Source organism: Edaphobacter acidisoli, from assembly GCF_014642855.1.
Taxonomy (GTDB): Bacteria; Acidobacteriota; Terriglobia; order Terriglobales; family Acidobacteriaceae; genus Edaphobacter; species Edaphobacter acidisoli.
Map to the genome: position 1 here is coordinate 2515886 of NZ_BMJB01000001.1, position 25225 is coordinate 2541110.

Consider the following 25225-nt stretch of genomic DNA (forward strand, 5'->3'; position numbering starts at 1 on the left):
AGGATGGATGACGATGATATTTTCCCTCTGAGTGAAGAGGATGCTGCCAGAGTTGAGCGGATTCATCAACTCATCCTCGCGCAGCAGATGTTCGATCCTCCGCTGGGGTATGGCTTGATTGCGGGACGACCCCTCTGCCTGATTCCAGATTCCGATATTAAGTACAAGAGCTTTCTGGAGTGGTGGTTTGCGGTGGGCCGGAAGGACCCACGAACTACCAGAGAGGGATGGGGTATTGTGTCCGGGCCGCATGCTAAAAGAGGCCGGAGCGAGATCATTCCGAAGGAAGATTGGGAATCCCTGCCGGAAAACGAGCGCGAAGCCATTCGGGCCTGGGCGACTGGGATTGAGACAGCGATGTTCTACGACTGATTCGTGGCGCAGCGACAACGTCTCCCATTTTCGGTGTACTTGTTCTTTCGCCGCCTCAAATCGCTGCAAAGCGGAAGGCGTAATATCCTTGTGGTAGTTTCGCTTGTGCAGAGATTCGGCGGCGTGGTCGATAAGCGGCCTCCTCACGACGGGGACTGACAGGGCCGATAACGGGAATGACCATCTGCGCCGTCGTGGGATGGTGTCGTTTTGTGAGCCATTGAAGATATGAGTAGCGTTTACGATCTGATCGTTATTGGCAGCGGGCCTGCCGGGCAGAGGGCGGCCATCTATGCCGCCAAGCTGGGCAAGAAAGTTGCCCTGGTGGAGATGCGCGAGGTGGTGGGTGGAGCGTGCATCAATACGGGCACGATTCCTTCGAAGACGATGCGCGAGGCGGTGCTGCATCTTTCGGGATACAACTACAAGTCGATCTATGGGATGAACTATCGGGTGAAAGAAAAGATCACGATGGCGGACCTGGCGTTTCGGGTGCAGCATGTGATCAAGACCGAGATCGATGTGACTGACGCGCAGCTTTCGCGCAACAACATTGACATGCTGGTGGGCGTGGCGAGCTTTGAGGACGCGACGCATATCAAGGTGACGAACTCGCGCGGCTCGTCGGTGTATGAGACGAAGAATGTGCTGATTGGCACGGGGACCAAGCCGGCGTCGTCGCCGAAGGTGCCGATCAATGGGCACAGCATTATTAATAGCGATCTGGTGCTGGACCTGGTAAACCTGCCGAAGACGATGATTGTGGTGGGCGGCGGTGTGATTGGCGTGGAGTATACGTGCATGTTTGCTGCGCTGGGTGTGCGGGTGACGCTGATTGAGAAGCGTCCGCGGCTGCTGGAGTTTGCCGATCAGGAGATTGTGGAGGCACTGAGCTATCACCTGCGCGATTCGCGGGTGACGATGCGGCTGAATGAAGAGGTCGAGTCGGTGGAGGAGATGCCGGATGGGTCGGTTGTGGCCAATCTGGAGAGTAAGAAAAAAGTGCAGGGCGATGCGCTGCTGTATGCGGTTGGGCGGCAGGGGAATGTGGATGAGTTGAACCTGGCGGCTGTGGGGATTGATGCCGACTCGCGCGGGCGCATTCCGGTGGACAAGGACTTTCGCACGAAGGTGCCGACGATCTTCGCGGTGGGCGATGTGATTGGGTTTCCTTCGCTGGCTTCGGTTTCGATGGAGCAGGGTCGCGTGGCGGCGGCGCGGGCGTTTGGCGATGAGCAGATGCTGTCGAATCCGGGGCTGTATCCGTATGGGATTTATACGATTCCGGAGATCAGTTTTATTGGCAAGACCGAGGAGCAGTTGACGGAAGAGGACGTGCCGTACGAGGTGGGCGTGGCGTACTATCGCGAGATTGCGCGCGGGCAGATTCGCGGCGACACGACGGGGCGGCTGAAGCTGATCTTTCATCGCAAGGACCACTCGATTCTGGGCGTGCACATTATTGGCGAAGGAGCGAGCGAGCTGCTGCACATTGGCCAGGCGGTGATGGCGCTGGGCGGCAAGCTGGACTACTTCGTGGATACGGTGTTCAACTATCCAACGCTGGCGGAGTGTTACAAAGTGGCCGCATTCAATGGGCTGAACCGTGTAAGCAAGCTCGATTAGCGGGCGCGCATGCACGGGAAAGGGCAAGGGCTGTCGATGGCGAAGACGATTGGTGTGAATTTATCGGAGCGGATTGCGGTGGGGCTTGTGATAGACCACAAGCTGGCGGGGCCGGTGCGCCGTTTTCCGGAGAACCACGATGAGGATGATGCACTGATCGAGCTGCACACCGAGGCGCTGGTGGACAAAATTGCGGAGCTTGCCGGGATGGTGGCAGGTGGCGCGAAGGACATTGCAGCTGTAGGACTGGCGCTGCCGGGACTGGTAAAGGATGGCGTGGTGGAAGAGTCGCCGAATCTGCCGCAGTTGAAGGGCGCGCGGATGCGAGACCTGCTGTCGGCACAGTTGAAGGCGCGCGGGATTGACGCTCCCGTGACGGTGCTGAACGATGCCGATGGCATGGCAGCGGGGCTGGCTTCGGCGCATGGCAAGCTGGACAGCATGATTCGGGTCTGGACGCTGGGCAATGGGATTGGGTATGGGCGGTATCCGTTTGCTCCGGGACCGTGGGAGGGTGGACATACGGTGGTGACGCTCGACGAGAAGGAGCGCTACTGCGGATGCGGTGGGCACGGACATCTTGAAGGCATCATGGGGCATCGCGCGATGCGGCTGCGGTTTCTCGACATGGAGCCGGAAGAGGTGTTTGCTGGCGCGAAGAAGGGCGATCCGCGCTGCGTTGAGTTCAAGCGGCTGTGGCATCGCGCGTTGGCGGCAGCGACGGCGACTTCGATTCATATGAGCGGGCCAAGCAAGGTTTATTTGACGGGGCCGAATCTACACTTTCTCGACATCACGATGCTGCGGCTCTATATGCAGGAGATGGTGAAGATGAGTCCGCTGCAAAGCTACTCGCTGGAAGCGGTGGACGATGTGCCGGAGATGCGGGTGATTGGCGCGGCGGTGACGGCGGAGCAGGCGGCGGGGATTTAAGGCACTCGCCGGAGGATTTCGCAACGAAGCTGCTTTCTGGTAGTCGTGCGGTCTCCGGCCGACGATACGCCTTGTCTTTAAGGCCTTAGCGCCGGCATTCCCGAGCTGACGAACGTCCGCTCCTCCCCTTGCTGCGCCTTCTTCTTCAGCACCCACGTTGTCATGCACCGCTGCCTCTGCACCACGGTTGTCTTGAGCGGGTCCACCAGTTCGCCGCCCAGGGTGCGCGTTAGTTCCATCAACAGCGCTTCGTCCACCAGCAGCCACTCTACCCCATGTGACATTCGGAAGCGCCGTCCGCCGCGCGGCTCGAACGCCATCCCTGGCACCGCGCCGATCGTCGACGCTAGCCGGCAGAACAGCATCCCGCCCGGCCGCAGCACACGCCACAGCTCTCGCACCATCGCCTCCAGTTGCGCCTCATCCTGCGCAAAGTGCAGCACCGAGTGGCACACCACTACGTCAGCAAACTCATCTGTGAACGGCATTGCCTCTACACGGGCCACCTGGAAGTTCTCAGCCGACAGTCCCGGCGCCAGCTCACTTGCCATCTTCCGCACCGCTGCGACCGCTTCGGCGCTTACATCCACGCCGAAGACCTGATACCCCTCGCGCAGCAGATATTGAATATTCCGGCCGCCGCCGCACCCCGCGTCCACCACCCGCATCCCCGGCGAGATATTCCCTCGCAATATCTGGTCGAACAGGTAGACATCAATCTGCCCGAACTGCTCCTGCAGAGTCATCCTCACCTCTCTCCATCTCGGACGGAGATCACCTCAGCCCGCAAGTTTATACCGTGCGTGGGGTTTTGGCGGGGTAACCGGCCAACTGGAGATGCGCTCTTACCGCTTCTCTTCACTTCTGGCAGCTGGGGCAGTAGTGAGTGCTGCGGCCTGCGAGGACGATGCGCTTGATGGGGGTTTTGCAGACGCGGCAGGGTTCGCCGGTGCGGCTGTAGACGTGGTGGTGGAGTTGGAAGAAGCCGGCTACACCTTCGGCGTCGACATAATCGGAGACGGATGAGCCGCCTAGTTTGATTGCGGCTTTGAGGACTTTGATGAGCGCGGCGCGGAGGCGGGTGAGCTCGTCGTGAGTGAGGCGTCCGGCGTGGCGGGTAGGGCGGATTTTTGCGTGGAACAAGGCTTCGTCGGCGTAGATGTTGCCGACGCCGTGCAGCAGCGACTGGTTGAGCAACGCGGCTTTGATGGGGGTTTTGCGTTTGCGGAAGAGCGCGATGAAGTCTTCGATGGAGATGGTGAGCGGCTCGCGGCCTGGGCCTGTGTACTCGGCCTCGGTGACGGAGAGGCGGCCGAAGCGGCGCGGGTCGACGAAGCGGAGTTCTTTGATTCCATCTGGGCCGCCGTCGAGCGTGAGGATGGCGTGGGTGTGGGGCGGGTGCGGGGTCTCGGGCGTGGAGACGAGCAGGCGGCCGGTCATGCCGAGATGCACGAGGAACTGCGCCGGACGCTGGCCATGCGTGAGGTCGAGGACGATGGTCTTGCCGACGCGGTGGACGCGGTCGATGCGCGACTGGGTGAGGACTTCGGCGATTTGCGCGGGGGGCGACTTGAAGGTCTGGGGTTTGTTGCTGGTCCAGACGGCGAGGATGGTCTGGCCGTGGGTGCGCTGGTGGACGCCGTTGGCGATGGTCTCTACTTCGGGAAGTTCGGGCATGGCGATGGTGCAAGTATAGGTGGTCGGGTAAAACCGCACTCACCACCCAACTTTGCCTTGAGCCTTGGATTGTCGCAGCGGCTGCGGGGGGAAAGCTGTAGGATGTAGTGGCTTGGCGCGGCGGTTTACGGTGCTTCGCTTTCGTGCGGAAGCGACGCTGCGACGCCAGCGGGGAGACTGCGATGAAGAGCTATGGAACGTGGCTGTGTCTGCTGTGCCTTTCTCTCACTGCCCTGGCACAACAGCCTGAGGCTGCGAATCAGCAAACGACGGAAGCGGCGCCCGAAACCACGTTGACGCTGAATGTGGCCGTGACGGACAAGTCTGGCAAATTGGTGCGGGGGCTGCACCAGCAGGACTTTGCGGTGTTCGATAACAAGAAGCCGCAGAAGGTGGACTCGTTCCGCGAGGTTGAGCCGAATAGCAGCGATCCGGTGAAGGTGATTCTGCTGGTGGACGAGGTGAACACGGCGTACAGCGTGGTTGCCTATGAGCGCGAGCAGTTGAAGAATTTCTTCATGCAGAACGGTGGCAAGATGACGCAGCCGATTACGCTGGCTTTCTTCAGCGATAACGGAGTTCAGATGCAGAATGCGCCCTCGGCAGATGGTGCTGCGCTGCTGGCGACCCTGGACTCGCACGAGGCGAGGATGCGCACGATTCGCCGGTCGGCGGGATTCTATGGCGCGGCTGAGCGATATCAGCTTTCGCTGCAGACGCTGGAGTCGCTGACCGATGCAGAGGCGCGCACGCCGGGGCGCAAGCTGGTGGTGTGGATCAGCCCGGGATGGCCGATGCTCTCCGGACCGAATATCGAGATGACGAACAGAGAGCTGAACGGACTCTTCCGGAATGTAGTGGCCATGTCGGCGCTGCTGCGGCGGGCTGAGATCACGCTGTATGCGGTCGATCCGCTGGGCATGTCGGATGCGGGATCGACGCAGCAGTTCTACTACAAGTCATTTCTCGATGGCGTGAAGAAGATCAATAATGTGCAGTCGGGCAACCTGGCGCTGCAGGTGCTGGCGGTGCAGAGCGGAGGCATGGTGCTGAATTCGAGCAACGATATCGCGGGCGAGATTGCGCGGTGTGTTGCCGATGCCGATGGATATTACGTGCTGCAATTGCAGATGGCGCCGGCGGAGAAGCCGGATGAGTACCACAGCATCGTGGTGCAGGTGAACCGCGCGGGACTTATTGCCCGGACACGGACCGGCTACTACGCTCAGACTCCGTCGAGTAGAGTTCTTCTTCACTGATGGCTGGCTTCAGGTCGCCTGGCTGTGACTGGCTCGCGCGGTGGGCGGCCGAGAACATGGGGCCTCGCGCTGGAACGATCGGGGCGAAGTGCATGAAGCCTATTTTGACTGGCACGTCGACATAGACGCCCTCCATGCCGCCCTTGCGCAGATAGGTTTCGTGCCAGAAGCCGGTGCCTCCGGAATCTTTGAGAAAGTTTGTCCACCAGATGCGGTGCGGCTCCGAGCGCGTCCAGCGCAGCAGCGAGTCCAGATCGCGCCAATACTGACGCATTCCTGCGTGAGTGGGAAACAGCGAGAAGAGGAAGTTTTCGTGCAGGAGAAGGCCGTCGGGACGGGCTTCTACAGATTTGGCAATCTCCGGGCCCTGGCCTATCAGGGTCTTGAGGCCGGTGAGGCGCTTGACGCGCATTCCCAGATAGATGACGACAAGGTCGGGATATGCGGAGAGATCGACGGTCTGGCGGTTGACTTTGGCTGGCATGGTATCGGCTCCGGCTATTCGATGCAGTCACTGGGGACTCGGACACGATATCATTAGATGTAAGCGCGCGATCGACCAGGTTGCGCGACTTCCGGCCGTACCAATCCTTTTCGGAGAATTTACCTCAAGTGACTCAACCGAGATCAGCGGTTATTTTGGGTGCCCAGTGGGGCGATGAAGGCAAAGGCAAGATTGTGGACGTGCTGTCGGAGAAGTTCTCCGTGGTAGCGCGTTACGCGGGCGGCCACAATGCCGGGCATACCGTCATTATTCAGGGCAAGAAGTTCGTTCTCCAGTTGATTCCGTGCGGCGTGTTGCGGCCGGGGTGCAAGGGCGTGATCGGCAATGGCGTGGTGCTGGACCCGATGGCCTTTTTGAACGAGGTGAAGAAGCTGAAAGATGCGGGGCTTCCGGTGGATGGGCAGCTCTTTGTGTCGAACCGCGCGCAGGTGATTCTGCCCTATCACCGCATGATTGAGCTGGCGGCGGAGAATGCGCCGGGGCGCACGAAGATTGGCACGACCAGTCGCGGCATTGGTCCGGCCTATGAGGACAAGATGCATCGCAGCGGGCTGCGCGTGGTCGATCTGCTGAACTCGGCGCTGCTGCGGACGCACATCGAAAATGCCTGCCATGAGAAGAACACGATCGCTCATGCTCTTTTCGGTACCGAGCCGCTGGACCCGAAGACGATGTATGAGGAGTACGCGCGCGCGGCGGAGCAGGTAGCTCCGTTCGTGACCGACACGGCCGTGATGCTGAACGATGCGATTCGCAATGGCGAGAAGGTGATGTTTGAGGGAGCGCAGGGCGCGCTGCTGGATATCGACCATGGGACGTATCCGTTTGTGACGTCTTCGTCGGCTACGGCTGGCGGCGCGGTGACGGGTACGGGCGTGGGCCCGACGCAGATTGGCACAGTGATCGGCGTGACGAAGGCTTATGTGACGCGCGTGGGTGAAGGGCCGTTCCCGACCGAGATTCATGACGATACGGCCGACCTGCTACGGGCGCGCGGGCAGGAGTATGGTGCGGTGACGGGGCGTCCGCGGCGTTGCGGATGGCTGGACCTGCCGCTGCTGCGTTACAGCAATATGATTAATGGCACAGAGTGGCTGGTCGTAACCAAGATGGACGTGATGGACGAGTGCGCGGAGATTCCTGTGTGCACCGGGTACAAGATCGATGGCAAGGTCACAGACGTGATTCCCGCGGACATGCGCGGGTTTGACGCGATTGAGCCGATCTATACGAAGCTGAAGGGCTGGCAGGCTTCGACCGAGGGCATCACGGAGTTCGACAAGCTGCCGAAGCTGGCGCAGGAGTACCTGCACTTTATCGAGAAGGAATCGGGTGCGAAGATCGGCATGGTTTCGACTGGGCCTGACCGTGAACAGACGATGAACCTGCCTGCGTTTGAAGAAGCGCTGAAGGCATAAGCGAGGCTGTATGGTGAGCTTTACTGTCCGGATGAAGTTCGAGCATGAAGACCAGGCGGAGATTGCCGCGATTCTGCGGAAGCTGACCGAGGAGACCCGGAAGGAAGAGGGCTGCATCAGCTATATTCCGCACTTCGTCGAAGGCGAACCCTGCACGGTGCTGCTGTATGAGCAATATGTGGACGAGGCGGCGCTGGACCATCATCGCGCGTCGGCGCACTTCCAGAAGTATGCGGCGGGTGGGCTGTACCAAAAGATGCTTGGCCGCGAGATGGAAGACCTGGCTGCGATCTGTTAATGCGATTTTCGTCGGCCAGTGCTCGTACAGCGCGGTTGCGTCCTCTGAGCGTCTAATAAAGAGACTGGTAACGAGATGCCACGAAAGTTGTTTTGACTTGAGGAGCTAAATCGGTCTACCATCCGGTACGCCTATGAGGTTCAGTGGTCGTCCAATTCGGGGCTCTCTGGTGGCGGCCACGGTGTTACTGGCAACAGTGGGACAAGCGGCGCGGCCAGCTTTTGCCAATCAAGGCCTGCACGAGCGGAAACATGATGCCAAAAAGCAGGTCGAGGCGCTTGAAGAACAATGGCGTACGGCCCGGTTGGCAGGCGACATTGCCACCATGGACAAGATGCTCTCTGACGACTACATCGGCATCTCGATGACAGGACAGGTGAGCACGAAGGCGCAGCAGTTGAGCCGCGTGCGCGACCACCGCGTCGTGCTGACACGGATTGACCTGGGCGATATGCAGATTAAGCTGGTGGGCGCCATCGCCATTGTGACCTCGCGCGCCGATGTAACGGGAACAAATGACGGCGTCACGATCCAAGGCACCTATCGGTACACGCGGGTTTACCAGCGGCAGCCGAATGGGGTCTGGAAGATCACCAGCTTTGAGGCGACACGCGTGCCTTCGCGAGATATGCACCACCATCGTGAAGACGCCAGCAGCGCACCGCCTTCAGCGTCGCAGCCTTAGTTCTCCGCGCGCGTCATGGAATGAGATTGGTGCAAAGCGAAAGGCCTCGCCAGTGGCGAGGCCTCTTCACTTTTCAAGGTTCAAACAACCAGAGTAGGGTTCAGGCAATCTTCGAGCGCGAACGTCCGAAAAGACCCTGAATGATCTCGCATTTAAGCTCCTGCGAGACATTCACATCTGCCTGGGCATTGGGAAGATTCAAAGCCAACAGCCTGCGAAAAAGCGAGCGAGTCGAACCGGTGAGGCGCGCATCTTCGGCCTCGTGAGGAAACAGGGAGAGATATTGCTGCACAGAGGAAGCAGGCTTACGACGTTGACCGTTAATAATGTAAGGACGCTGATCAGAAACCAAGCCGCCGCGGTGTTCGCGTACAGACGGGGAACCTGACCTAAGAGAGGCGGGGGAGGTGCTCTGCAACGATGTCATTGGACCCTCGATACTGGCGAGTAGTCGTCGCCTTCTTACTAACTTTCGATGGGCTTGACGTGCATGTTGGTTGTATCAACTGCGGAACGCGCTCCGCAATTTCGTCCATGTTACATCCAGTGCCTCGGGAAGTACACGAGTTTCTGCAGTGACAGTCATAAAATTTGTGTCGCCCGTCCAGCGTGGCAGAGCGTGCAGGTGAAGGTGTCCGGCGACCCCTGCACCTGCCGCTTCACCCAGGTTCAAACCAATGTTCAGACCACTTGGGCGATAGACCTCCCGTAACACTGTTTCGGCGCGCTGTGCGATCTCAATCAACTCGTGCGCTTCCTCCGGCGAGAGCTTCGCGAGCGAGTCGACGTGCCGGTACGGCGAGATGAGCACGTGCCCGGTTGAATATGGATACGCATTCAAGCACACAAAGCAGTGCAGACCGCGATGGACGATGTTGGCTGCCTTCTCTGCGTCGTCGCGCTGCATTCCACGGGCAATGGCGTAGTCGGTGGCGGCAACCATGTTGCAGAAGACACAGTGGCGATCCTCGGCCTCCGATGGTGGCCAGGCATTCAGCGCGGGTGGAACCCCGGTGCGTGCCTGAGGTTCGGCTTGAGTCACATAGTTGTAACGCCAGGGGGTCCAGAGACGATCCATATCGAGGAGTATAGCGGCGGGAAGAATGTAGAAGCCTAGTGAATTCGCCGCACGTTTGTTGACTCGGGTAGGCCAAAGTTCTATCCTTTATCTGTGAGCCATTGCGTGTGGGAGCCAGGCAATGGATTCAAAGCAAGACCTGATTCATCTCTTCCCGCCCAAGCTGTTCCGGGGATGAAAAACGGCCAGCCAAACCAGCCGGCCGCCTCATCGTCTCCGCCACAACCGACGTCCGGATGGGATGGGTCCACTGGATCCCGGAGTCCGCGTACACATGCCAGACAACCATTCCGATCATAACGAGAGCAAACCCCTGACCACCGAAACCGAAGTCCTCGCGCCCGAAGCGACAGCGGAGCATACCGCGCTGTCTGATTCCACCTCAACCCAGACCCATGAGACCGCCCATGAAGCATCCGCTGCGCATGGCCACACCGCTACGGTGACGGCTGCCGCAGAGATCTCCGACGACGACCTGAATTATGACGCAGCAGACTTCGCCGCGGCACTCGCCAACTTTGACCGCGAGCAGGCCGCTGAGTCCGCAGCTGCACAGACGCTGACCGCCGAAGAGGTGATCGTCAACGGAACTGTCATCAAGATCACCGATAAGCATGTGGTCGTCGATATCGGACTGAAGTCCGAGGGCCTTATTCCGCTTGACCAGGTACTGGACATTAACGGCGTGCCGAAGTTCCAGGCCGGCGATGTCGTCGAAGTGGTCGTCGAGCGCGAGGAACCAGAGGGCGGATATCTCGTCAGCTACGAGAAAGCGTTGCGCCACAAGGTTTGGGACAAGCTCGAACAGGCCGCGACCGACAAGACCCCGGTGAAGGGCCTGGTGCTCAGCCGCGTCAAGGGCGGTCTGACCGTGGACATCGGCATCAAGGCATTTCTGCCTGGGTCGCAGGTGGAGATTCGCCCGGTCCGCAATCTGGACGGGTACATCGGCACCGAGATCGAAGTCCGCGTCATCAAGCTGAATAAGAAGCGCGGCAATGTCGTGATCTCTCGTAAGGAAATGCTCGAAGAGGAGCAGAACGAGAAGAAGTCCGTCACGCTCCAGACGCTTGAAGAGGGCAGCGTGCTGACGGGCACCGTGAAGAACCTGACCGACTACGGCGCGTTCGTTGATCTGGGCGGCCTCGATGGCTTGCTGCATATCACCGATATGAGCTGGGGACGGCTGACGCATCCCCGTGACCTGGTCAACGTCGGCGACGAGATTCAGGTGAAGGTGCTGAAGTTCGATAAGGATAAGCAGCGCGTCTCGCTTGGCTTCAAGCAGTTGACGCCTGATCCATGGTTGGACGCGATCGAGCGTTATCCGATTGGCGCGCAGGTGCGCGGTCGCGTGCTTTCTGTGACCGACTACGGCGCGTTTGTCGAGCTGGAACAGGGCATCGAAGGCCTCGTCCACGTTTCGGAGATGACCTGGTCGAAGCGGATGAAGCATCCTTCGAAGCTGGTCAAGCCCAACGACGAGGTTGACACGATCATTCTGAGCGTGAACCCGTCGGATCGCCGCATCTCGCTTGGCATGAAGCAGCTTCAGGACAATCCCTGGGAGCAGCTAGAGGACAAGTATCCTACCGGCTCGATCGTCGAGGGTCGCGTGCGCAACCTGACCGACTTCGGTGCCTTCATTGAGATCGAGGATGGCATCGATGGCCTGGTTCACGTCTCGAACCTGAGCTGGACCAAGCGCATCAAGCATCCTTCTGAGGTTCTCAAGAAGGGCGAGAAGGTGAAGGCGATTGTTCTGGGCGTTGAGCCGGAAAACCGCCGCCTGTCACTCGGCGTCAAGCAGCTTCAGCCGGATGTGTGGGATACGTTCTTCGCACAACACCGCGTGGGCGATGTCATCAAGGGCAAGGTCCTGCGCACGGCGCAGTTCGGCGCTTTTGTTGAGATTGCTGAAGGCGTCGAGGGCCTGTGCCATGTGTCGGAGGCAGTCGACCAGAGCAACCACCCTGTGCATCTGGATGTGGACTCGGAGCACGAGTTCAAGATCGTCAAGATGAATCAGGAAGAGAAGAAGGTTGGCCTGAGCATTCGCGCCGTGGGCGAGGAAGCCAGCCGCGCCGAGGTGGAGAGCTACAAGGAGCGCGAGAAGTCGCCGAAGGGCAGCTCGTCGTCGTCCTCGTCGAGCAGCACCACGCTGGGAGACCTGATCAACTGGAAGCGGTCGGAGTCCGAACGCGAGTAGTTCAACGCAACAAGAAATAAGGAGGCCGTCCCGAGTGGGACGGCCTTCTTGTTGGTGCTTATTGCGTCTGTCTTCTTAGAAGAGAAGTTGAAAACTCTATGCCGATAGCGAGTGCATTGCGGCCGGAGGTTCGAGCGCGGGCTGCATCTTGGCAGAGGCACGGCGCATGATCTCAAGCTCGGCAGGAGCGAAGACGTCCGGGGAAACTTCGCCAAGAGCAACATAGCCCGGCTCGTCGCCGAGAACCATTGCGATCTGGTTCCAACGGAGGAAGGGCGATGTTGTCGGCAGCAGAATCATCTTGCGCTGCGGCTCCGGGAAGGTGAAGTACGCCGACCAGGTGAGGAGCGCGGAGCACTCAGCGATTACACAGACGATGCTCAGCGTCGTATACATGTTCCCACTGTGCGAGATCATGGCGGCAGTGCAGAGACTCGCCGTGGCCATCATGCCAAGACCGAGGCTAACTCCGAAGATACGGCTGCGGTAAGAGAGACCCATCGGACGAATCGCGAAGCAGACAAATAGCAACAAGCAGAGTGTGAGGATACTCGTAGTTTGCTGTAGCTGAGTGATTGTCGCCGTCATGAACTTGATGCCTGATGCATGAGGCGTGAAGGCAACCCCGAGCGCCACTGCGATAGAGATGGCGCCGACCCAGCGGAAGATGAGCACGCCTAGCTTTTTCAGGCCTGGCAATGGATCCATCGCAAGCAGGAAGATGCCATAGATGACAAAAAGTGCGAGAACACCCTCAACTGCGAAGCTCGACCAATACGTGTAGAAGTAGATGGGGTACAGCTTGTATTTGCTCACGCCGTGGCCAACAAGATAGAGCAAAGCCACCAGGCCACATGTGCTAAGAGCCTTTACAGAAAGCAGAGCCACCAAATACAGGTATGCACGAGCCACTTTAGAGCGCAGCAGCAGATAGACGACAACAATGCAAAGTATTGGTGATAAGCAAGTCAGGAAATGTATAACCGACATTTCGGTCATGGTCGATCCCCTCTACGGCAACCTCAAGCGTAGCCTAGAGTTGGGACGGACACAAGAAAAATCTAAGGAATTCTGCAAGAATTTGCATTACTACTGGCGGTCTGCCACCCAGCAGACCGCCAATCACGTCAATAGAACTGGTCTTACCAGCCCTTCATGCCACAGGCATTGGGATCATCTGGGGGGCAGCTTGGGACAGGGGCAGCACTGACTTTGGCCATCGTGACCTTGCTGGAGGTCGAGGCTGTGTTGGTGATCTGCGTGGAGGCCGCGAAACCGGTGAGAGCGAGAGCAACGACGAAAGCGCGGACAATGTTCTTCATGATGACTACCCCTAAAGTTGTATTTACCTAGTAACGAATTTGCTGGACAATCCAGCTAGGTGTACTCTAGGATGACTCCGGGTATAAGTCCAATGGTTTCAAAAACATACAGCACTATAAATAGTGTAATGTTACCGAGGTAACAGTTAACTGATCGTATACGCAAACCATTGCATAGTGACCATGATGGTAGTGGAACGGAAGTGCCCAATTCCCTCGTCCGGAGCATCTTCACGCTTGCATTTTGCGGAATAAAGTTCCGGATTCAGACGTGCGGAAGCGGCTTATGGGCGGTGAAGAGGCCTCAGGGCAGTCAAGTGCAAAATCGGTTGCAATTTGGGCGAGCAACCGCTGTCACGCCAGGTTTTAGCCAGCTTGTAGACACATGATCGAGGCTTGCGGCCTTTCTTGAGGGCTACAAGGCCCTACGTACGCCGGCAAAGGCTTGTGTGGCGCACAAACGGTACTTCGCCGTTGAGAGCGCCATGCGATGGATGATGTAGGGTGTAGGAAATGCGACACCCCCGCACGCGACCGAGACGGTCACTGTAGCGGGGGTGTTATGAGATCAGGCTTCGATGGCAGCAGGAGGATTTGAGGCAGGTGCGGCCGGAGCTGGAGCTGGCTTCTTGGGAGCCGCTTCGCTCTTTTTGCCCGGAGCAAGGATGGCGTGGAGCGTGGTGCCCTCCATGCGTGGCATGAACTCGACGACGGCGGCTTCGCCCAGGTCGCCGATGAGACGGTTGATGATCTTGTAGCCCAGGTCGCGGTGGGCCATCTGACGGCCCTTGAAGCGCAGCGAAGCCTTGACCTTGTCGCCTTCCGTCAGGAAGCGCAGGGCCTGGTTCTTCTTGGTCTGGTAATCGTGCTCGTCTACCGTGACCGAGAATTTGACCTCTTTGATGGTGATGACCTTCTGCTTCTTACGCGCGGCACGCTCGCTCTTGTCCTTCTCGTAGAGGAACTTGCCGTAGTCCTGGATCTTGCAGACGGGCGGGACGGCGTTTGGGGAGATCTCGACGAGGTCGAGTGAACGTTCGCGAGCGATCTTCAGTGCCTCGAAGGGAGCCATGACGCCAAGCTGTTCGCCATTCTCGTCGATGACGCGGACTTCGCGTGCGCGAATACGTTCGTTGGTGCGGATAAAAGACTTTGCGGAGCGTTTGTCGATTGGTGGAATAAGTCGCCTCCACAGCGGAGTTCATCTCCGCCATGCCTGGTTAAAATTTGATGCGCGAACCCCTGACTACGGAGCCACCGCGCCGTAAGGTGAAGTATAGCACCAGTGACAACGCCGTATTTTGACGGTGAAAGCCTTTGGCGTTCGTTGCAGCTATGCTGTATGGTGACTTGCAAACCGCATCGAGGAGTTTTCGTAATGGCGCGACGCATTCTGTTGGTGGACGATGAGGTGGCCGTGCTGCTGACCATGAAGGCTGTGCTTGAGATCAGCGGCTTCGAGGTGGACACTGCTGCCTCGGCGCGCGAGGGCAAGCTGATGCTGCACAAGAACGACTACCAGATGATCATCACCGACATGCGCATGGAGAACGATGAGGCTGGCAGAGAGGTAATCGAAGCGGCGCGCTCAGCGGCGAACCACCCTGCCGTCGCGCTGCTGACAGCGTTTCCAGTGGCTGATGAAGACTGGCAGGAGATGGGCGCGGACAAGCTGCTGGTCAAGCCTGTCCATACGCGCATTCTGATTGAACAGATTGAGAACCTGATGTCTGCTCATGAGGCCAAGCTGGCGAAGATGAATGGCAGCAAGGTTAATTCCAGGAAGAAGAAGCCGACAGCGAAGGCACCTAAGAAGACTGCGGTGAGACCTCGCGCCAAGAAAGCCGCCGCTAAAAAGCCGGCGAAGAAGCCTGCCAAGGCTGCTACGAAAAAGCGGGTGGCTTCGCGGTCCCGCTAGGCTGGTGTGTGCTCTTTGATGTAGGTGCGGAGTGCAAGGTTCAACTCGAGGGCGCGGCTGACTCCACTGTCGAGCATTTCGAGCCAGTCTTTGGCGGGGGCCTTCAGTTCGACCGTGCTGAGCAGGTAGCTGGTCTGGAGGATGATCTCCAGTGCGTTGCTGAGGTCGTGGGCCAGACGGCGAATCTCGACCGCGTGCTCTTCGGGTATGTTCTCATCACCGGACAGCGCCGGGATACTTCTGTGGTTCGAGTCCGTCATGCCAGACACATTACCTCTTGAGGGTAGACGCGATCCAGTTGAGGAAGTCTCAGAGAGTACCGCGCGAGCGCAGTTTGACACGGAGGCCGCTGTTTGTAACACTAAAACTTCGCGGTGAGTGTGTCCCGGTCATCAAGATCAGAGGCGCTTCGATCGCTGCCGAAGTGGCGGAATTGGCAGACGCGCATGGTTCAGGTCCATGTATTCGCAAGGATGTGGGGGTTCGAGTCCCCCCTTCGGCACCAGAGATTAGTTGTTTGCTGTGAATGGGATAGGAAGCAAATCGAAAAATACGTGTGTGGGATACGTGTGTGAAGTCGGTTCTATCTCACGACATAAATTCAGTTACACGCTCTAAAAACTTGGGGCGGTTAGTTTATTCGACTTCTGTCCAATCTTCTGCGATCAAATCGACCATTGATGGCGACCATGTGCCTATCGTTCCGTCCGCACCACACATGTCTATGTGCGGGCGATACTCTACCTCTGTACCTGCTGGGAAGAACTCGTTGAGCGGTTCGCGGCTCACCTCGAACTTGCTACCTGGCACCAAAAATACATACCGGGCGTTCTTCCATTCGGTACGCCCAATGCGCTTGCCCGCCTTGATAGCGTCAAGGGCTTTTGAAAAATCCATTTAAATGTTGTGTAGTACCCCAAGTTTTCAAAGGACGAACCTAACTTAATCAAAGCATATCCATGCGGTATTGCAAGTACACTTATCCCCATGCACTGGCTGAAAGATAATGTGTACCTGGCGAGCTGGCTTGCAATTCCGGTCGCGTTGATCGGGATGGTTTATCAAAACCGAGGTAAGACGAGTGCCGAGGTAGATTGGAACCGTTCGCTTCTCTATATCGCTTTTCTGGTCGCGCTCGCGGCGGCGTTCACGCCGATATTCGATACTTCAGCAAGAACGACCGCGGGTCTGCTCGTGTCCATGCTGATTCCATTTCTCATTATTGATCGCAAGCCACGCTGAATCCCGCGTGTGTAATACGTGTGTTAATACCGCGTAAGTGCCGTTTTTCGCGTTTCGTGCGGCTCGTGTTTTCTGTAACTTACGTGTTTTCAGTGAGCCTCGATAAATCGAGTCCCCCCTTCGGCACCAAGTGATTCCAATGAGATGAGCACCCGTGTGGTGCTCATTTTTCTGTCTTCAGCTCGATCTTTTGCCAGAAATTAAATGCTTCGGTGCCTGCTACCGGAATCGGGCCCGGCTTTGAACCGAGCTCCATCGTGGTTTTGCTGCCTCCGCGATATGCGCGCCAGTGGGGCAGGTTCGCGCCATTTGGGTTGCCGGTGCGGATGAAGTTCAGCCAGTAGGCCGACATCTCGCGGGAGAGCTGGCGGTCGGCTGGGGTGAAGGGCCGGTCGAGCTTGTCGAGATTGCGGAACCAGTAGGGGATCTCGGCTGAGTGGAAGGCGCCGAACTCGGGATGGCCGGGCCAGGGTATCGCGTGATTGAAGTAATAGGTATAGGCGGGCGTCTTCGCGGTCTTCGCGCGGTTGGCGGCCCATAGATACATGGCTACGCGGTTGTCGTCGCGGGAGCTGGCCTTTTGTGCGAGCGAGGCCTGCTCGGGAGTGGCGGATGGGTAGAGTTTGAGAAACTCTGCGGCCTGGTCGCCGTAGCGCTCGTGGGCCTGTTGCGTGAACTGGGCCGGAGTCAGCTTTCCGTACTTTGAGGATGCGCTGTCTTCGTCGGCGTTCAGGCCGGTGATGGTGGGGACGTCGTTCTGCTTGCCTCGGGCGAAGATGGCGGAGATGGTGTCGGGGAGAAACCAGCCGTCGACGTCGGGCCGGAAGCGTGTCTTCTGCTGGGCGGCTATCAGGCTGGCAGCGGGTAGCGTGCGGAGTTGTTCGAGGGAGTGCAGGCCGAGCGATGCGGCGAGCTTCGTGCCTTGCTCTTCGGCCGCGGCCAGCGTCGTTGTCGCGGGAGGGGAGATGTAGGCGCCGCTCTCCGCGATTGCGCCGCGAAAGAGACCTTTGGCCAGTGGGGATGCGGTCATGTAGATGACGGCGGCTGCGCCGGAGGATTGGCCGGCGATGGTGACCTGGCTGGGATCGCCTCCAAAGGCGGCGATGTTCTGGTGAACCCAGTTGAGCGCGGCGACGATGTCTTCGAGACCGTAGTCTCCGGAGGCGTGGTGCGGCGACTCCTTGGTGAGCTCGGGAAGGGACAGGAAGCCGAGGACGCCGAGGCGGTAGTTGATCGAGACGACGACGATTCCCTGCCCGGCCAGGTGCTCGCCGTTGTAGACCGCAGGGGCGGCGCTGCCTTCGACCAGCCCGCCGCCGTGAATCCAGACGAGCACTGGGCGGAGAGCGGCTGGGCGCTTGGCCGCCGTCCACACGTTCAGGTAGAGGCAGTCCTCGCTGATGGGATACTGCGCCATGAACTCCCGCGTCCAGGGCAGGTGCTCGCCACGGATAACCTGCATGCAGCTTGCGGAGAAGTGATCAGCCTTGCGGACTCCCTGCCATGCGACCGGAGGCTGGGGCGGCTGCCAGCGCAGTGCTCCTACCGGAGGTGCGGCATATGGGATTCCTTTGAAGGCTTCGACGGAGCCGTCCGGCGAGAGCGCGCCTGAGACCCGGCCTTCGCGGGTCGTGATCGTCATCTGAGCGCGAGCCAAGGGCACGGTCAGCAGCGAAACAAAGGCTATAGGTGCAAGTAAGTAAATGAGTTGGTCGCGAAATAGCTTGAGGGAACGATTCGGCATCGTTCCCCCAAGTTACTCGCAAACTGGTGATCCCGCTAGATGATCGACGGAGATCCTGACGGATTTATCGGGCAGACTATCTGTCGTAGGCGACCAGTTCGAGCCGGACAGGGGTAACGCCGCGGTTGACCATGTGGAGCTGGCGTGCGGCCTCAAGCGAGAGGTCGATGACCCGGCTATCGGGAACGGGACCGCGATCGGTGATCGTTACGACTACGGAGCGCTTGTTGCGGAGGTCCGTCACCCGCACCTTGCTGCCGAAGGGCAGCGTGCGGTGGGCGGCGGTGAGCTCATGCATGTCGAACGGACGGCCGCTGGCGGTGGGCTGGCCCTGAAACATCTTCCCGTAAAAGCTTGCCAGACCGCTCTTGATGCGACCGATGACCCGAAGCTTGGGCGCATTCGCGGCCATATTTGCCAAGGTCGGTTCCTGGTCGCGTCGGACTGCCGTGGTGGGCGAGGTGCGCGCGAACACCGGGATGGCGTCCTTGGCGAAGGCTGTCATGATGACCATGGCCGCGATGGTGCAGGCGGTCCGGTACACTCCTGGCAGAGTTCGTGTACGTCTTCCGAGTGAGATTTCCATACCCTTAAGTATAAGAAATTCAAGCCAGATACGGGATACTTTCGACTGAAAAAACGCCAACAGACGACCACAGCAAGAAAGGTTTGTCAACCCTGAAATTGTGGCTTGAAGCTGGCGGATGGCGGGGTTTTGATGGGATCAAATTGTCAATTTATAGAAAGGATTAGCCTTAGCTGGCTAAACGGTCGAAAACCCCGACAAAACCCCATATTACAATTTTTTCCGACGGCGCACCCTATTCAGTGCAGTCGCCAAGGTCCTTGAATTAGAGGGTCAAGCGCAGGGTTCAAAAAGCAAAATACGGGGGTCTCTTTACGGCCTTCACCCCCGGTCGGGATGACGTGGTCTGGGAGTGTATGGGAGTGTCCGATCGAAAGCGCGTGGGTTTGGAGACGACGGCGCCCCTCAACTTATAGAGGACGAGGTCTTGCCGCGAGTGCGGAGCATTCCGCTGACTGCTCCTCCTAAAATGGACAGAGCCAGCAGGAAGAGACCGGCCATGGAGACTCCTGTGAGCATGAAGCCTGACCGGAACTCAGGCGTCGTGATGAATTTGAGTATTTGGGGAAGCTCGGGGCTGTCGGCCCCGCTGCGCTGGAGTTGGTCGCGGAGCTGGCCAAGCTGGGTGGTGAGCTGGGCGTCGAAGTTGGCCATGTTGTGGAGGCCATAGCGGGCTACGAGACCAGCTATGGCTCCGGAGACGGCCAGTCCGACCACCAACATCAGCCCTGCAACAAGCCCAATCCGGGCGCCGATGGCGGCGTCCATCCAGGCCTCAGGACGGCGGCGGCGGTAAAAGCCGAGGGTAATGATCGAGCCGGAGATGCTCCAAAGCCAGCTCAGAGGCGAGACCACTGCTATGCGCGAGGATGCGAGACTGAGCACGATTGCAACTGCTGCAACGGCTAAGGCGCAGCGAATGGCGGTCTTCCATTCGACCCGCTGCGGGTGCGGAGGTGGGAGGGTGCCGGTGGTTTCACCGTCGGAGAGACTCGTCTGCTGCTGATATTCCTGAAGATAGAGCTGCGGCGAACCGCAGTGGGGGCAAAATGGCGAGATGCCGTCACCGCCAGGGAGCTCGCCGCCACAACGGTGACAATATTGATGCATATCTTGAAGCTACCGCAGGCGGAGTGGGCGGGCAAGCCTTGACTGGCCTCTGCACCTTCCATGCGTGCGCGGAATCCGTGCCTTCAAGGCTTCACCGCAGATACCCGCTTTTTGCGCGGACGGATGTAGTGAAACCGGATCAGGTAGATTTTCTCGCCCGGGCCATGCTTTGCGACCTTGAGCAGGTCAATGACGCCAAGAAAGCCTGATTCACGCGCCAGCTCCGGAGTTATATCGGGCAGCCCGATGGGCGTGATTGAATCGATCTCAATCTGGCCTTCTTCCATTTGATAGCGGTGACCGACGACTACGTGAGGCCGCATCCAGATGCGAACGCTACAGGTAATCTCTCCTCGGCGAACTCCCTCACGAAGACGTTTGGTGAAGACCATGGGCCTATTCGGTCGATTTGCTGTGGCTGCCCATATCTCCTGGCAGGTCGAGAGCGACGAGGCCGAATTTCGTTCCGGAGCCATCCGGGGTGATCTCGACGAGGTGCTGATGTTGCCTGGAGCCGGTCTTCAGCTGGGTCTTGCCGGAGTTGTCATCGTTGACGCTGATGTGGCCGCCGCCGTTGTCATCGCAGGTCAGGCCCTGAGAGGTCTGCACAGGCGTGCCGACTACCTTGCTGCCCTTGCACTCGATTACGTCACCGTACTTTTCAAGAGCCTTGCGGTAGAAAGCCTGCACCATCTCGGGGCTGTCTGTTGTGCGATAGCTGACAGCGTTCACCTTCAGCTGGAACTTGCCAAAGCTGAAGTTTACGTCGGCTGCCCCCTTGTCATTGTCGTTTTTGACAATCGTGGCACCGGGGTATTGGGGCAGGCCAATGTTCTGGAGCACGGCAGCGTCATCTGTCTTAACCTGCATGCCTCCAAATGGAGTCGAGATCTTTACTTCCTTGTCGCCCTGCTTATCGGACGAGACGTGGCAACCGGCCAGGAGTGCCATACTAACTATCATTGTCACTGCCAGCGTCCGCTTCATTCTGCTTCCTCCACTTTTTCCTTCAGAAACGATACGCCATTTATGGGCATCTGGTTCATGCGGCAGTCTATCCAAAATAAACTGGCTAAACCATGCTTACCAGCATCCAACCCTCCGTGACCGAGAACGCAAGCCATCTGTTTGCCCCCTTGAAACTACGCAATTTAACTCTTCCCAACCGCATCGCGGTTTCGCCGATGTGCGAGTACTCCTCGGCTGACGGCTTTGCCAGCGATTGGCACCTGGTCCACCTGGGCAGCCGCGCTGTCGGCGGCGCAGGGCTCGTTATGACCGAGGCGACCGCCGTCAGTCCGGAGGGACGTATCAGTCCGGGCGACCTCGGTATCTGGAAGGATGAACACATCCCTGCGTTCAGGCGCATCACGGACTTCCTCCACCAACAGGGAGCGTATGCGGGAATGCAATTGGCACACGCCGGACGTAAAGCGAGTATGGCTGTGCCGTGGGAGAAGACCCACACTGTTGCTTCTGCGGATGGCGGATGGCAGGCGGTGGCTCCTTCGGCGATACGGTTTGCCGATGCCTACCCGATGCCTGTGGAGTTGGACTCTGCTGGACTGGAGAAGGTCGTTGCCGACTTTGCTTCCGCGGCAAAGCGGGCCTTGTCGGCTGGCTTCGATGTGGTGGAGATCCATGCAGCCCATGGGTATCTGCTGCACGAGTTTCTCTCGCCGCTCTCCAATCATCGCACCGACAAGTATGGTGGCTCGTTTGAGAACAGAGTGCGCTTTCCGCTTGAGGTTGTCCGAGCCGTGCGGGCGATATGGCCGCAACACCTGCCCGTCTTCGTTCGCATCTCGGCTACGGACTGGGCACCGGAATCTCTGGGCGCGAGCTGGACGCTGCCGGAGTCGGTGTCCTTTGCCAGGCTGCTGAAGGAGGCCGGCGTGGACCTGATTGATGTTTCGACCGGAGGGAACCATCCGGCACAGCAGATTCCTCTCGGGCCGGGCTATCAGGTGACGCATTCGGAGACCATTCATCATGAGGCAGGGATTGCGACGGGTGCGGTGGGGATGCTTACCGCTCCAGCGCAGGCTGACCAGATTGTTCGCAATGACCAGGCAAGCCTGGTCCTGCTGGCGCGAGAGATGTTACGCGATCCGTACTGGCCGCTCCATGCTGCGGAGCAGTTGCAGCAGCAGATTGCGTGGCCGGTGCAGTATCTGCGCGCGGCGCGCACCAAGCCAGAGACGCGCCGGCCGGTCTCGACACCAACGGCTTAAGTTGCAAGAGTTGTGTGCTGCGTCAAATAAATGCCAGTCATCCCGCGTCTGGTGGCCTATACTTACATGCAGCCGGACGACAGCATCCCGCATCGCTCGCGCGCACGGAGCTTCTGGCATGGCGCAGCACCAGCCAATCCGCAGATCGTCACCACCCTCCGGGGCCGAGATTCCGGACAAGCTCTACTTCCGCATCGGCGAAGTTGCCCGATTGGTGGATGTTCCTGCGTACGTGCTGCGCTTCTGGGAGAGCGAGTTTCCTAACCTGAAACCGCACAAGGGAGGCACCGGTCAGCGGCTGTATCGTCGCCGTGATGTCGAGACAGCATTGCGCATCAAGTCGCTGCTCTACTCCGAGGGCTATACCATCCCAGGCGCGCGGCAGGCCTTTAAGCTGGAGACGAAGCAGAAAGAGCCGCAACTGGCGCTTGGCATTGCTGACGCTACCAACGCCGGTGGAGATGCGCGTTCGTTGCGCAAGCTGCAAAAGGAACTCCGCGATCTTCTCGATCTGCTTTCAAAGCCGGCCACGGCGCGGAGGGCGGTGCAGCCTATTCGCGCTCCGCGTCCGCCTGCTGCGCCACGACGCACAACTGCAGGACTGTTTGATATGTCGCTATCCCCGGAAGATAGAAAGCTCTAGCTATGGGCGCACCCGATTCTTCGAATCCGACTGCGGGCCGTTCCAACAGAAAACACCGCTCCCGGTCGGGCGCGCGCAAGACCGTCAACCTCAATGCAGGGGGAGGGGCTTTGCCGATTCAATGCCAGTACTGCTCTGGCCAGAGCTTTCGCAGGTCGCGGCTGCGTGGGGAGGACTTCTGGCAGTTGTTCCTGATGCGCTACCCGGTGCGGTGTCTGCGCTGCAGCCAACGCCAGATGGTCAGCTTCACGGTTGCGGGACTCTCACTGTCATCCCTGACACACCATCCTCGGCCCGCTCGCACAGAAGATTCCTGGAAGCACTGGACTGAACCGAGCGAGAGTAGCGCTCACGTCGCAATGCAGCCGCCGCGACGCGACGAGTAGCGTTACAACGCAATCCAGCCCGTGTGGATAGCCCACAGCGACAGCGTGGCGATGACGATCCAAAGCGCAACACCTTGAACCATGGGCCTTACGCCAACTTCGCGTAACGTGTTGCGCGTGATTCCGGTACCGATCAGGAACAACACCACCGTCAAAGCTACCTTGCCAAGATGGCTGAGCGAAGCCAGCGCACCGACTGATTGCGGAATGTAGCGCGGCAGATAGGTCGCCACCACCGCGGCCAGGCAGAAGTAGAGGATGAACCAGGGCCAGTTGATCTTCGCCTTGCTCTTCTTCATCATGGCCGTTGCGATGGCCAGCGGCACAATCCACAGTGCGCGGGCGAGCTTTACTGTAGTCGCCACAGCCAACGCGATGTTGCCGTATTTTGCTCCGGCACCGACGACGGAACTCGTGTCGTGAATCGCCAGCGCCGCCCAGAGACCGAACTGTGTCTGCGAGAGATGCAGACGCCAGCCGATGAACGGGAACAGGAGGAGAGCGACGGAGTTCAACACAAACACCGTACCGAGAGAGACCGCCATCTCCTCGTCATCAGCCTGAACAATCGGAGCCATAGCAGCGATAGCACTGCCGCCGCAGATCGCCGTACCGCAACTGATCAGCAGAGACTGCGTCTTACCTACCTTGAGCAGCTTTCCCAGAAGAATCCCCAGGCTGAGCACAAATGTGATGCTGATGGCGGTGTACATGAAGCCCGACCGCCCCGCGTGTACGACTTCCTTCAGGTTCATACCGAAGCCCAGGCAGACCACCGCCGCCTGCAGGAGGAACTTCGACAGGCCGCGGCTCTCGGAGTGAAACGTGTGCACTGTCGTCAATCCGTAAACCAACCCCAGGGCCAGTGCGAGCGGAGGCCCTATCAGACCGCTGGCTGAAACGATGATGCCGATGAAGAAGAGCGTCCGTACCATGTACTCAGCATGGCCGTGTCGCCGTGCATAGTCGAGACGGAGTTTTGAATTACCGATAAGAATTACTTATCGGCATGATTATCCTGGGCAAAGCGCTGAAACGCTGCCGCTGCTCCATGGGTCTCAGTGCCGGCGAGCCAGACAAAGCTGAAATCGCGCACAATCTCCAGGCCCTTGACCCGCACCACGCGCACTGTGCCGAGCCGTCGCGCCTTGCCGATGGCGAAGCGAGAGACGAAGCCTACGCCTAACTCTGCCTCGACACCGGAGACGATGGCCTCGGTCGAGTCGAGATCCATCGCCACGCGCAGTGAGCGGAGCGGGAGGCCGGCCTGCTTCAATGCGCGCTCGACCACGCGGCGTGAACCGGAGCCTCGCTCGCGCAGAAGCATGGGGGCGCTGGCTAGCTCTCCAGGGGAGATTGCGCCAGCCTTTGCCCAGGGATGGTTGGGATTCACAATCAGCACCATCTCGTCCTGCGTCATGCGTTCGGTCTTGACCTCGCGCCGCATGGCCGGGCCTTCGATGATGCCAAGTGCGATCTTCTCTTCGGCAACCGCTTCCACGATGTGTTCTGTGTTGCCGCTGATTAGAGAGAGCTCCACCTGTGGATACTGGCGCAGGAACGCGCCGAGGATGCGCGGAAGGACATACTGCGCCACGGTCGTCGAGGCCCCCAGGTGCAGGTCGCCGGTCACGCCGCTTTGGAGCGCAGCCAGTGCATGGCGAGCTTCGTCCATGGTCGCGGCGGCCTTCTTTGCATAGCGCAACAGAACACGGCCGGCTTCGGTGAGAGCAATCTGCGTGCCGTGGCCTTCGCCTGCGCCGCGGTCGAAGAGGCGGACACCTGCCTCTTCTTCGAGCGCGCGGATCTGCTGGCTGACCGCGGGCTGGCTCAGATGCAACAACTCGGCCGCCTTGCGGAAACTCATCTCGTCCGCCACCGCACGAAAGACCCTCAGCCGAAAGTTCTCCAATCCCTCGCTCCTCACCGCACTGATAGCCCATTGATATTGCCGAGGGCGAACCACACCCGCTACCTCAC

General features: G+C 59.1%; 29 protein-coding genes and 1 tRNA gene. 13 read left to right on the plus strand and 17 right to left on the minus strand.

Annotation, left to right across the window (positions count from 1 at the left end; genetic code table 11):
• Positions 1 to 3 precede the first annotated feature (3 nt).
• The 3 genes from IEX36_RS10125 (at position 4) to IEX36_RS10135 (ending at position 2931) form a co-directional block, all read left to right on the plus strand.
• Entirely contained in the window at positions 4 to 372 is a 369-nt protein-coding gene (locus IEX36_RS10125) for a hypothetical protein (RefSeq protein WP_188759205.1), read from the plus strand.
• A gap of 228 nt (positions 373 to 600) precedes the next feature.
• On the plus strand, positions 601 to 1998 hold the full coding sequence (gene sthA, locus IEX36_RS10130; RefSeq protein WP_188759206.1) for a Si-specific NAD(P)(+) transhydrogenase: 1398 nt from the start codon (positions 601 to 603) through the stop codon (positions 1996 to 1998).
• Positions 1999 to 2034: 36 nt separating this feature from the next.
• Positions 2035 to 2931, plus strand: coding sequence for an ROK family protein (locus IEX36_RS10135; RefSeq protein ID WP_188759207.1), 897 nt, complete (start codon positions 2035 to 2037; stop codon positions 2929 to 2931).
• Between the two features lie 77 nt (positions 2932 to 3008).
• Here the strand turns inward: IEX36_RS10135 and IEX36_RS10140 are convergent, their stop codons facing one another.
• Positions 3009 to 3677, minus strand: a complete 669-nt coding sequence (locus tag IEX36_RS10140) for a class I SAM-dependent methyltransferase (RefSeq protein ID WP_188759934.1) — start codon at positions 3675 to 3677, stop codon at positions 3009 to 3011.
• A 112-nt stretch (positions 3678 to 3789) separates the two neighbouring features.
• Entirely contained in the window at positions 3790 to 4608 is an 819-nt protein-coding gene (mutM, locus tag IEX36_RS10145; protein WP_188759208.1) for a bifunctional DNA-formamidopyrimidine glycosylase/DNA-(apurinic or apyrimidinic site) lyase, read from the minus strand.
• 182 nt (positions 4609 to 4790) lie between these two features.
• Between mutM and IEX36_RS10150 the strand changes: the two genes are divergently transcribed.
• Complete coding sequence (locus IEX36_RS10150; RefSeq protein WP_188759209.1) at positions 4791 to 5867, plus strand: VWA domain-containing protein; 1077 nt, start codon at positions 4791 to 4793, stop codon at positions 5865 to 5867.
• On the opposite strand, the gene IEX36_RS10155 is transcribed toward IEX36_RS10150, so the two are convergent.
• The gene (locus tag IEX36_RS10155) at positions 5803 to 6351 is read right to left on the minus strand and encodes a monooxygenase family protein (RefSeq protein ID WP_188759210.1); all 549 of its coding nucleotides are present in this window, start codon (positions 6349 to 6351) and stop codon (positions 5803 to 5805) included. The two genes, IEX36_RS10150 and IEX36_RS10155, sit on opposite strands and share 65 nt — an antisense overlap.
• A 128-nt stretch (positions 6352 to 6479) precedes the next feature.
• On the opposite strand from IEX36_RS10155, the gene IEX36_RS10160 reads away from it, so the two are divergent.
• The 3 genes from IEX36_RS10160 to IEX36_RS10170 all read left to right on the plus strand — a co-directional run bounded on the left by IEX36_RS10160 (position 6480) and on the right by IEX36_RS10170 (position 8773).
• Positions 6480 to 7790, plus strand: coding sequence for an adenylosuccinate synthase (locus IEX36_RS10160; protein ID WP_188759211.1), 1311 nt, complete (start codon positions 6480 to 6482; stop codon positions 7788 to 7790).
• Between the two features lie 10 nt (positions 7791 to 7800).
• Positions 7801 to 8088, plus strand: a complete 288-nt coding sequence (locus IEX36_RS10165) for a putative quinol monooxygenase (protein WP_188759212.1) — start codon at positions 7801 to 7803, stop codon at positions 8086 to 8088.
• Positions 8089 to 8269: 181 nt separating this feature from the next.
• Positions 8270 to 8773 (plus strand): nuclear transport factor 2 family protein, encoded by a 504-nt coding sequence (locus tag IEX36_RS10170; protein WP_229668858.1) that lies wholly within the window; start codon positions 8270 to 8272, stop codon positions 8771 to 8773.
• A 100-nt stretch (positions 8774 to 8873) separates the two neighbouring features.
• On the opposite strand, the gene IEX36_RS10175 is transcribed toward IEX36_RS10170, so the two are convergent.
• Together IEX36_RS10175 and IEX36_RS10180 are read right to left on the minus strand one after the other, a co-directional pair.
• On the minus strand, positions 8874 to 9200 hold the full coding sequence (locus IEX36_RS10175; protein WP_188759214.1) for a hypothetical protein: 327 nt from the start codon (positions 9198 to 9200) through the stop codon (positions 8874 to 8876).
• 75 nt (positions 9201 to 9275) lie between these two features.
• Complete coding sequence (locus tag IEX36_RS10180) at positions 9276 to 9851, minus strand: HIT family protein (RefSeq protein WP_188759215.1); 576 nt, start codon at positions 9849 to 9851, stop codon at positions 9276 to 9278.
• Positions 9852 to 10125: 274 nt separating this feature from the next.
• On the opposite strand from IEX36_RS10180, the gene IEX36_RS10185 reads away from it, so the two are divergent.
• Entirely contained in the window at positions 10126 to 12060 is a 1935-nt protein-coding gene (locus tag IEX36_RS10185) for a 30S ribosomal protein S1 (RefSeq protein ID WP_188759216.1), read from the plus strand.
• Between the two features lie 96 nt (positions 12061 to 12156).
• On the opposite strand, the gene IEX36_RS10190 is transcribed toward IEX36_RS10185, so the two are convergent.
• From IEX36_RS10190 to infC, 3 genes are all read right to left on the minus strand, one after another.
• Positions 12157 to 12906 carry a hypothetical protein gene (locus IEX36_RS10190; RefSeq protein WP_229668859.1) on the minus strand — a complete coding sequence of 250 codons (750 nt, stop codon included), beginning with the start codon at positions 12904 to 12906 and terminating at the stop codon, positions 12157 to 12159.
• 296 nt (positions 12907 to 13202) lie between these two features.
• The gene (locus tag IEX36_RS10195) at positions 13203 to 13382 is read right to left on the minus strand and encodes a hypothetical protein (protein ID WP_188759218.1); all 180 of its coding nucleotides are present in this window, start codon (positions 13380 to 13382) and stop codon (positions 13203 to 13205) included.
• Positions 13383 to 13950: 568 nt separating this feature from the next.
• Complete coding sequence (gene infC, locus IEX36_RS10200) at positions 13951 to 14577, minus strand: translation initiation factor IF-3 (RefSeq protein WP_317891458.1); 627 nt, start codon at positions 14575 to 14577, stop codon at positions 13951 to 13953.
• 183 nt (positions 14578 to 14760) lie between these two features.
• On the opposite strand from infC, the gene IEX36_RS10205 reads away from it, so the two are divergent.
• Entirely contained in the window at positions 14761 to 15300 is a 540-nt protein-coding gene (locus IEX36_RS10205; RefSeq protein WP_188759219.1) for a response regulator, read from the plus strand.
• Here the strand turns inward: IEX36_RS10205 and IEX36_RS10210 are convergent.
• On the minus strand, positions 15297 to 15560 hold the full coding sequence (locus tag IEX36_RS10210; RefSeq protein WP_188759936.1) for a hypothetical protein: 264 nt from the start codon (positions 15558 to 15560) through the stop codon (positions 15297 to 15299). The genes IEX36_RS10205 and IEX36_RS10210 overlap by 4 nt on opposite strands.
• A gap of 158 nt (positions 15561 to 15718) precedes the next feature.
• On the opposite strand from IEX36_RS10210, the gene IEX36_RS10215 reads away from it, so the two are divergent.
• Positions 15719 to 15805: transfer RNA gene (locus IEX36_RS10215), tRNA-Leu, on the plus strand.
• A 131-nt stretch (positions 15806 to 15936) separates the two neighbouring features.
• Here IEX36_RS10215 and IEX36_RS10220 read toward each other — a convergent pair.
• Positions 15937 to 16197 (minus strand): DUF2829 domain-containing protein, encoded by a 261-nt coding sequence (locus IEX36_RS10220; RefSeq protein WP_188759220.1) that lies wholly within the window; start codon positions 16195 to 16197, stop codon positions 15937 to 15939.
• 90 nt (positions 16198 to 16287) lie between these two features.
• On the opposite strand from IEX36_RS10220, the gene IEX36_RS10225 reads away from it, so the two are divergent.
• Entirely contained in the window at positions 16288 to 16542 is a 255-nt protein-coding gene (locus tag IEX36_RS10225) for a hypothetical protein (RefSeq protein WP_188759221.1), read from the plus strand.
• Between the two features lie 163 nt (positions 16543 to 16705).
• Here IEX36_RS10225 and IEX36_RS10230 read toward each other — a convergent pair whose 3' ends face one another.
• The 5 genes from IEX36_RS10230 to IEX36_RS10250 all read right to left on the minus strand — a co-directional run bounded on the left by IEX36_RS10230 (position 16706) and on the right by IEX36_RS10250 (position 20933).
• Positions 16706 to 18286 (minus strand): carboxylesterase/lipase family protein, encoded by a 1581-nt coding sequence (locus IEX36_RS10230; protein ID WP_188759222.1) that lies wholly within the window; start codon positions 18284 to 18286, stop codon positions 16706 to 16708.
• A gap of 76 nt (positions 18287 to 18362) precedes the next feature.
• Complete coding sequence (locus IEX36_RS10235; protein WP_188759937.1) at positions 18363 to 18698, minus strand: septal ring lytic transglycosylase RlpA family protein; 336 nt, start codon at positions 18696 to 18698, stop codon at positions 18363 to 18365.
• A 579-nt stretch (positions 18699 to 19277) separates the two neighbouring features.
• Positions 19278 to 19982, minus strand: a complete 705-nt coding sequence (locus IEX36_RS10240; protein ID WP_188759223.1) for a hypothetical protein — start codon at positions 19980 to 19982, stop codon at positions 19278 to 19280.
• An 83-nt stretch (positions 19983 to 20065) separates the two neighbouring features.
• Positions 20066 to 20374, minus strand: a complete 309-nt coding sequence (locus tag IEX36_RS10245; protein ID WP_188759224.1) for an ASCH domain-containing protein — start codon at positions 20372 to 20374, stop codon at positions 20066 to 20068.
• A gap of 4 nt (positions 20375 to 20378) precedes the next feature.
• Complete coding sequence (locus IEX36_RS10250) at positions 20379 to 20933, minus strand: hypothetical protein (protein WP_229668860.1); 555 nt, start codon at positions 20931 to 20933, stop codon at positions 20379 to 20381.
• Between the two features lie 128 nt (positions 20934 to 21061).
• Between IEX36_RS10250 and IEX36_RS10255 the strand changes: the two genes are divergently transcribed.
• Complete coding sequence (locus IEX36_RS10255; protein WP_188759226.1) at positions 21062 to 22216, plus strand: NADH:flavin oxidoreductase/NADH oxidase; 1155 nt, start codon at positions 21062 to 21064, stop codon at positions 22214 to 22216.
• A 118-nt stretch (positions 22217 to 22334) separates the two neighbouring features.
• On the plus strand, positions 22335 to 22859 hold the full coding sequence (locus IEX36_RS10260) for a MerR family transcriptional regulator (protein WP_188759227.1): 525 nt from the start codon (positions 22335 to 22337) through the stop codon (positions 22857 to 22859).
• Between the two features lie 388 nt (positions 22860 to 23247).
• Here the strand turns inward: IEX36_RS10260 and IEX36_RS10265 are convergent, their stop codons facing one another.
• Complete coding sequence (locus tag IEX36_RS10265; RefSeq protein WP_188759228.1) at positions 23248 to 24180, minus strand: YeiH family protein; 933 nt, start codon at positions 24178 to 24180, stop codon at positions 23248 to 23250.
• A 62-nt stretch (positions 24181 to 24242) separates the two neighbouring features.
• On the minus strand, positions 24243 to 25157 hold the full coding sequence (locus tag IEX36_RS10270; protein ID WP_188759229.1) for a LysR family transcriptional regulator: 915 nt from the start codon (positions 25155 to 25157) through the stop codon (positions 24243 to 24245).
• Between the last annotated feature and the right edge of the window lie 68 nt (positions 25158 to 25225).

Excerpts from the sequence above, each read along its gene's own strand:
- IEX36_RS10165 (WP_188759212.1), top strand. The coding sequence starts at position 7,801 with ATGGTGAGCTTTACTGTCCGGATGAAGTTCGAGCATGAAGACCAGGCG.
- IEX36_RS10195 (WP_188759218.1), bottom strand. The coding sequence starts at position 13,382 with ATGAAGAACATTGTCCGCGCTTTCGTCGTTGCTCTCGCTCTCACCGGT.
- IEX36_RS10150 (WP_188759209.1), top strand. The coding sequence starts at position 4,791 with ATGAAGAGCTATGGAACGTGGCTGTGTCTGCTGTGCCTTTCTCTCACT.
- sthA (WP_188759206.1), top strand. The coding sequence starts at position 601 with ATGAGTAGCGTTTACGATCTGATCGTTATTGGCAGCGGGCCTGCCGGG.
- IEX36_RS10235 (WP_188759937.1), bottom strand. The coding sequence starts at position 18,698 with ATGGCCGCGAATGCGCCCAAGCTTCGGGTCATCGGTCGCATCAAGAGC.
- IEX36_RS10220 (WP_188759220.1), bottom strand. The coding sequence starts at position 16,197 with ATGGATTTTTCAAAAGCCCTTGACGCTATCAAGGCGGGCAAGCGCATT.
- IEX36_RS10135 (WP_188759207.1), top strand. The coding sequence starts at position 2,035 with ATGGCGAAGACGATTGGTGTGAATTTATCGGAGCGGATTGCGGTGGGG.
- IEX36_RS10180 (WP_188759215.1), bottom strand. The coding sequence starts at position 9,851 with ATGGATCGTCTCTGGACCCCCTGGCGTTACAACTATGTGACTCAAGCC.
- IEX36_RS10210 (WP_188759936.1), bottom strand. The coding sequence starts at position 15,560 with ATGACGGACTCGAACCACAGAAGTATCCCGGCGCTGTCCGGTGATGAG.
- IEX36_RS10255 (WP_188759226.1), top strand. The coding sequence starts at position 21,062 with ATGCTTACCAGCATCCAACCCTCCGTGACCGAGAACGCAAGCCATCTG.
- IEX36_RS10155 (WP_188759210.1), bottom strand. The coding sequence starts at position 6,351 with ATGCCAGCCAAAGTCAACCGCCAGACCGTCGATCTCTCCGCATATCCC.
- IEX36_RS10140 (WP_188759934.1), bottom strand. The coding sequence starts at position 3,677 with ATGACTCTGCAGGAGCAGTTCGGGCAGATTGATGTCTACCTGTTCGAC.
- IEX36_RS10230 (WP_188759222.1), bottom strand. The coding sequence starts at position 18,286 with ATGCCGAATCGTTCCCTCAAGCTATTTCGCGACCAACTCATTTACTTA.
- IEX36_RS10265 (WP_188759228.1), bottom strand. The coding sequence starts at position 24,180 with ATGGTACGGACGCTCTTCTTCATCGGCATCATCGTTTCAGCCAGCGGT.
- IEX36_RS10125 (WP_188759205.1), top strand. The coding sequence starts at position 4 with ATGGATGACGATGATATTTTCCCTCTGAGTGAAGAGGATGCTGCCAGA.
- IEX36_RS10205 (WP_188759219.1), top strand. The coding sequence starts at position 14,761 with ATGGCGCGACGCATTCTGTTGGTGGACGATGAGGTGGCCGTGCTGCTG.
- IEX36_RS10245 (WP_188759224.1), bottom strand. The coding sequence starts at position 20,374 with ATGGTCTTCACCAAACGTCTTCGTGAGGGAGTTCGCCGAGGAGAGATT.
- IEX36_RS10175 (WP_188759214.1), bottom strand. The coding sequence starts at position 9,200 with ATGACATCGTTGCAGAGCACCTCCCCCGCCTCTCTTAGGTCAGGTTCC.
- IEX36_RS10250 (WP_229668860.1), bottom strand. The coding sequence starts at position 20,933 with ATGGCACTCCTGGCCGGTTGCCACGTCTCGTCCGATAAGCAGGGCGAC.
- IEX36_RS10185 (WP_188759216.1), top strand. The coding sequence starts at position 10,126 with ATGCCAGACAACCATTCCGATCATAACGAGAGCAAACCCCTGACCACC.
- IEX36_RS10240 (WP_188759223.1), bottom strand. The coding sequence starts at position 19,982 with ATGCATCAATATTGTCACCGTTGTGGCGGCGAGCTCCCTGGCGGTGAC.
- mutM (WP_188759208.1), bottom strand. The coding sequence starts at position 4,608 with ATGCCCGAACTTCCCGAAGTAGAGACCATCGCCAACGGCGTCCACCAG.
- IEX36_RS10260 (WP_188759227.1), top strand. The coding sequence starts at position 22,335 with ATGGCGCAGCACCAGCCAATCCGCAGATCGTCACCACCCTCCGGGGCC.
- IEX36_RS10225 (WP_188759221.1), top strand. The coding sequence starts at position 16,288 with ATGCACTGGCTGAAAGATAATGTGTACCTGGCGAGCTGGCTTGCAATT.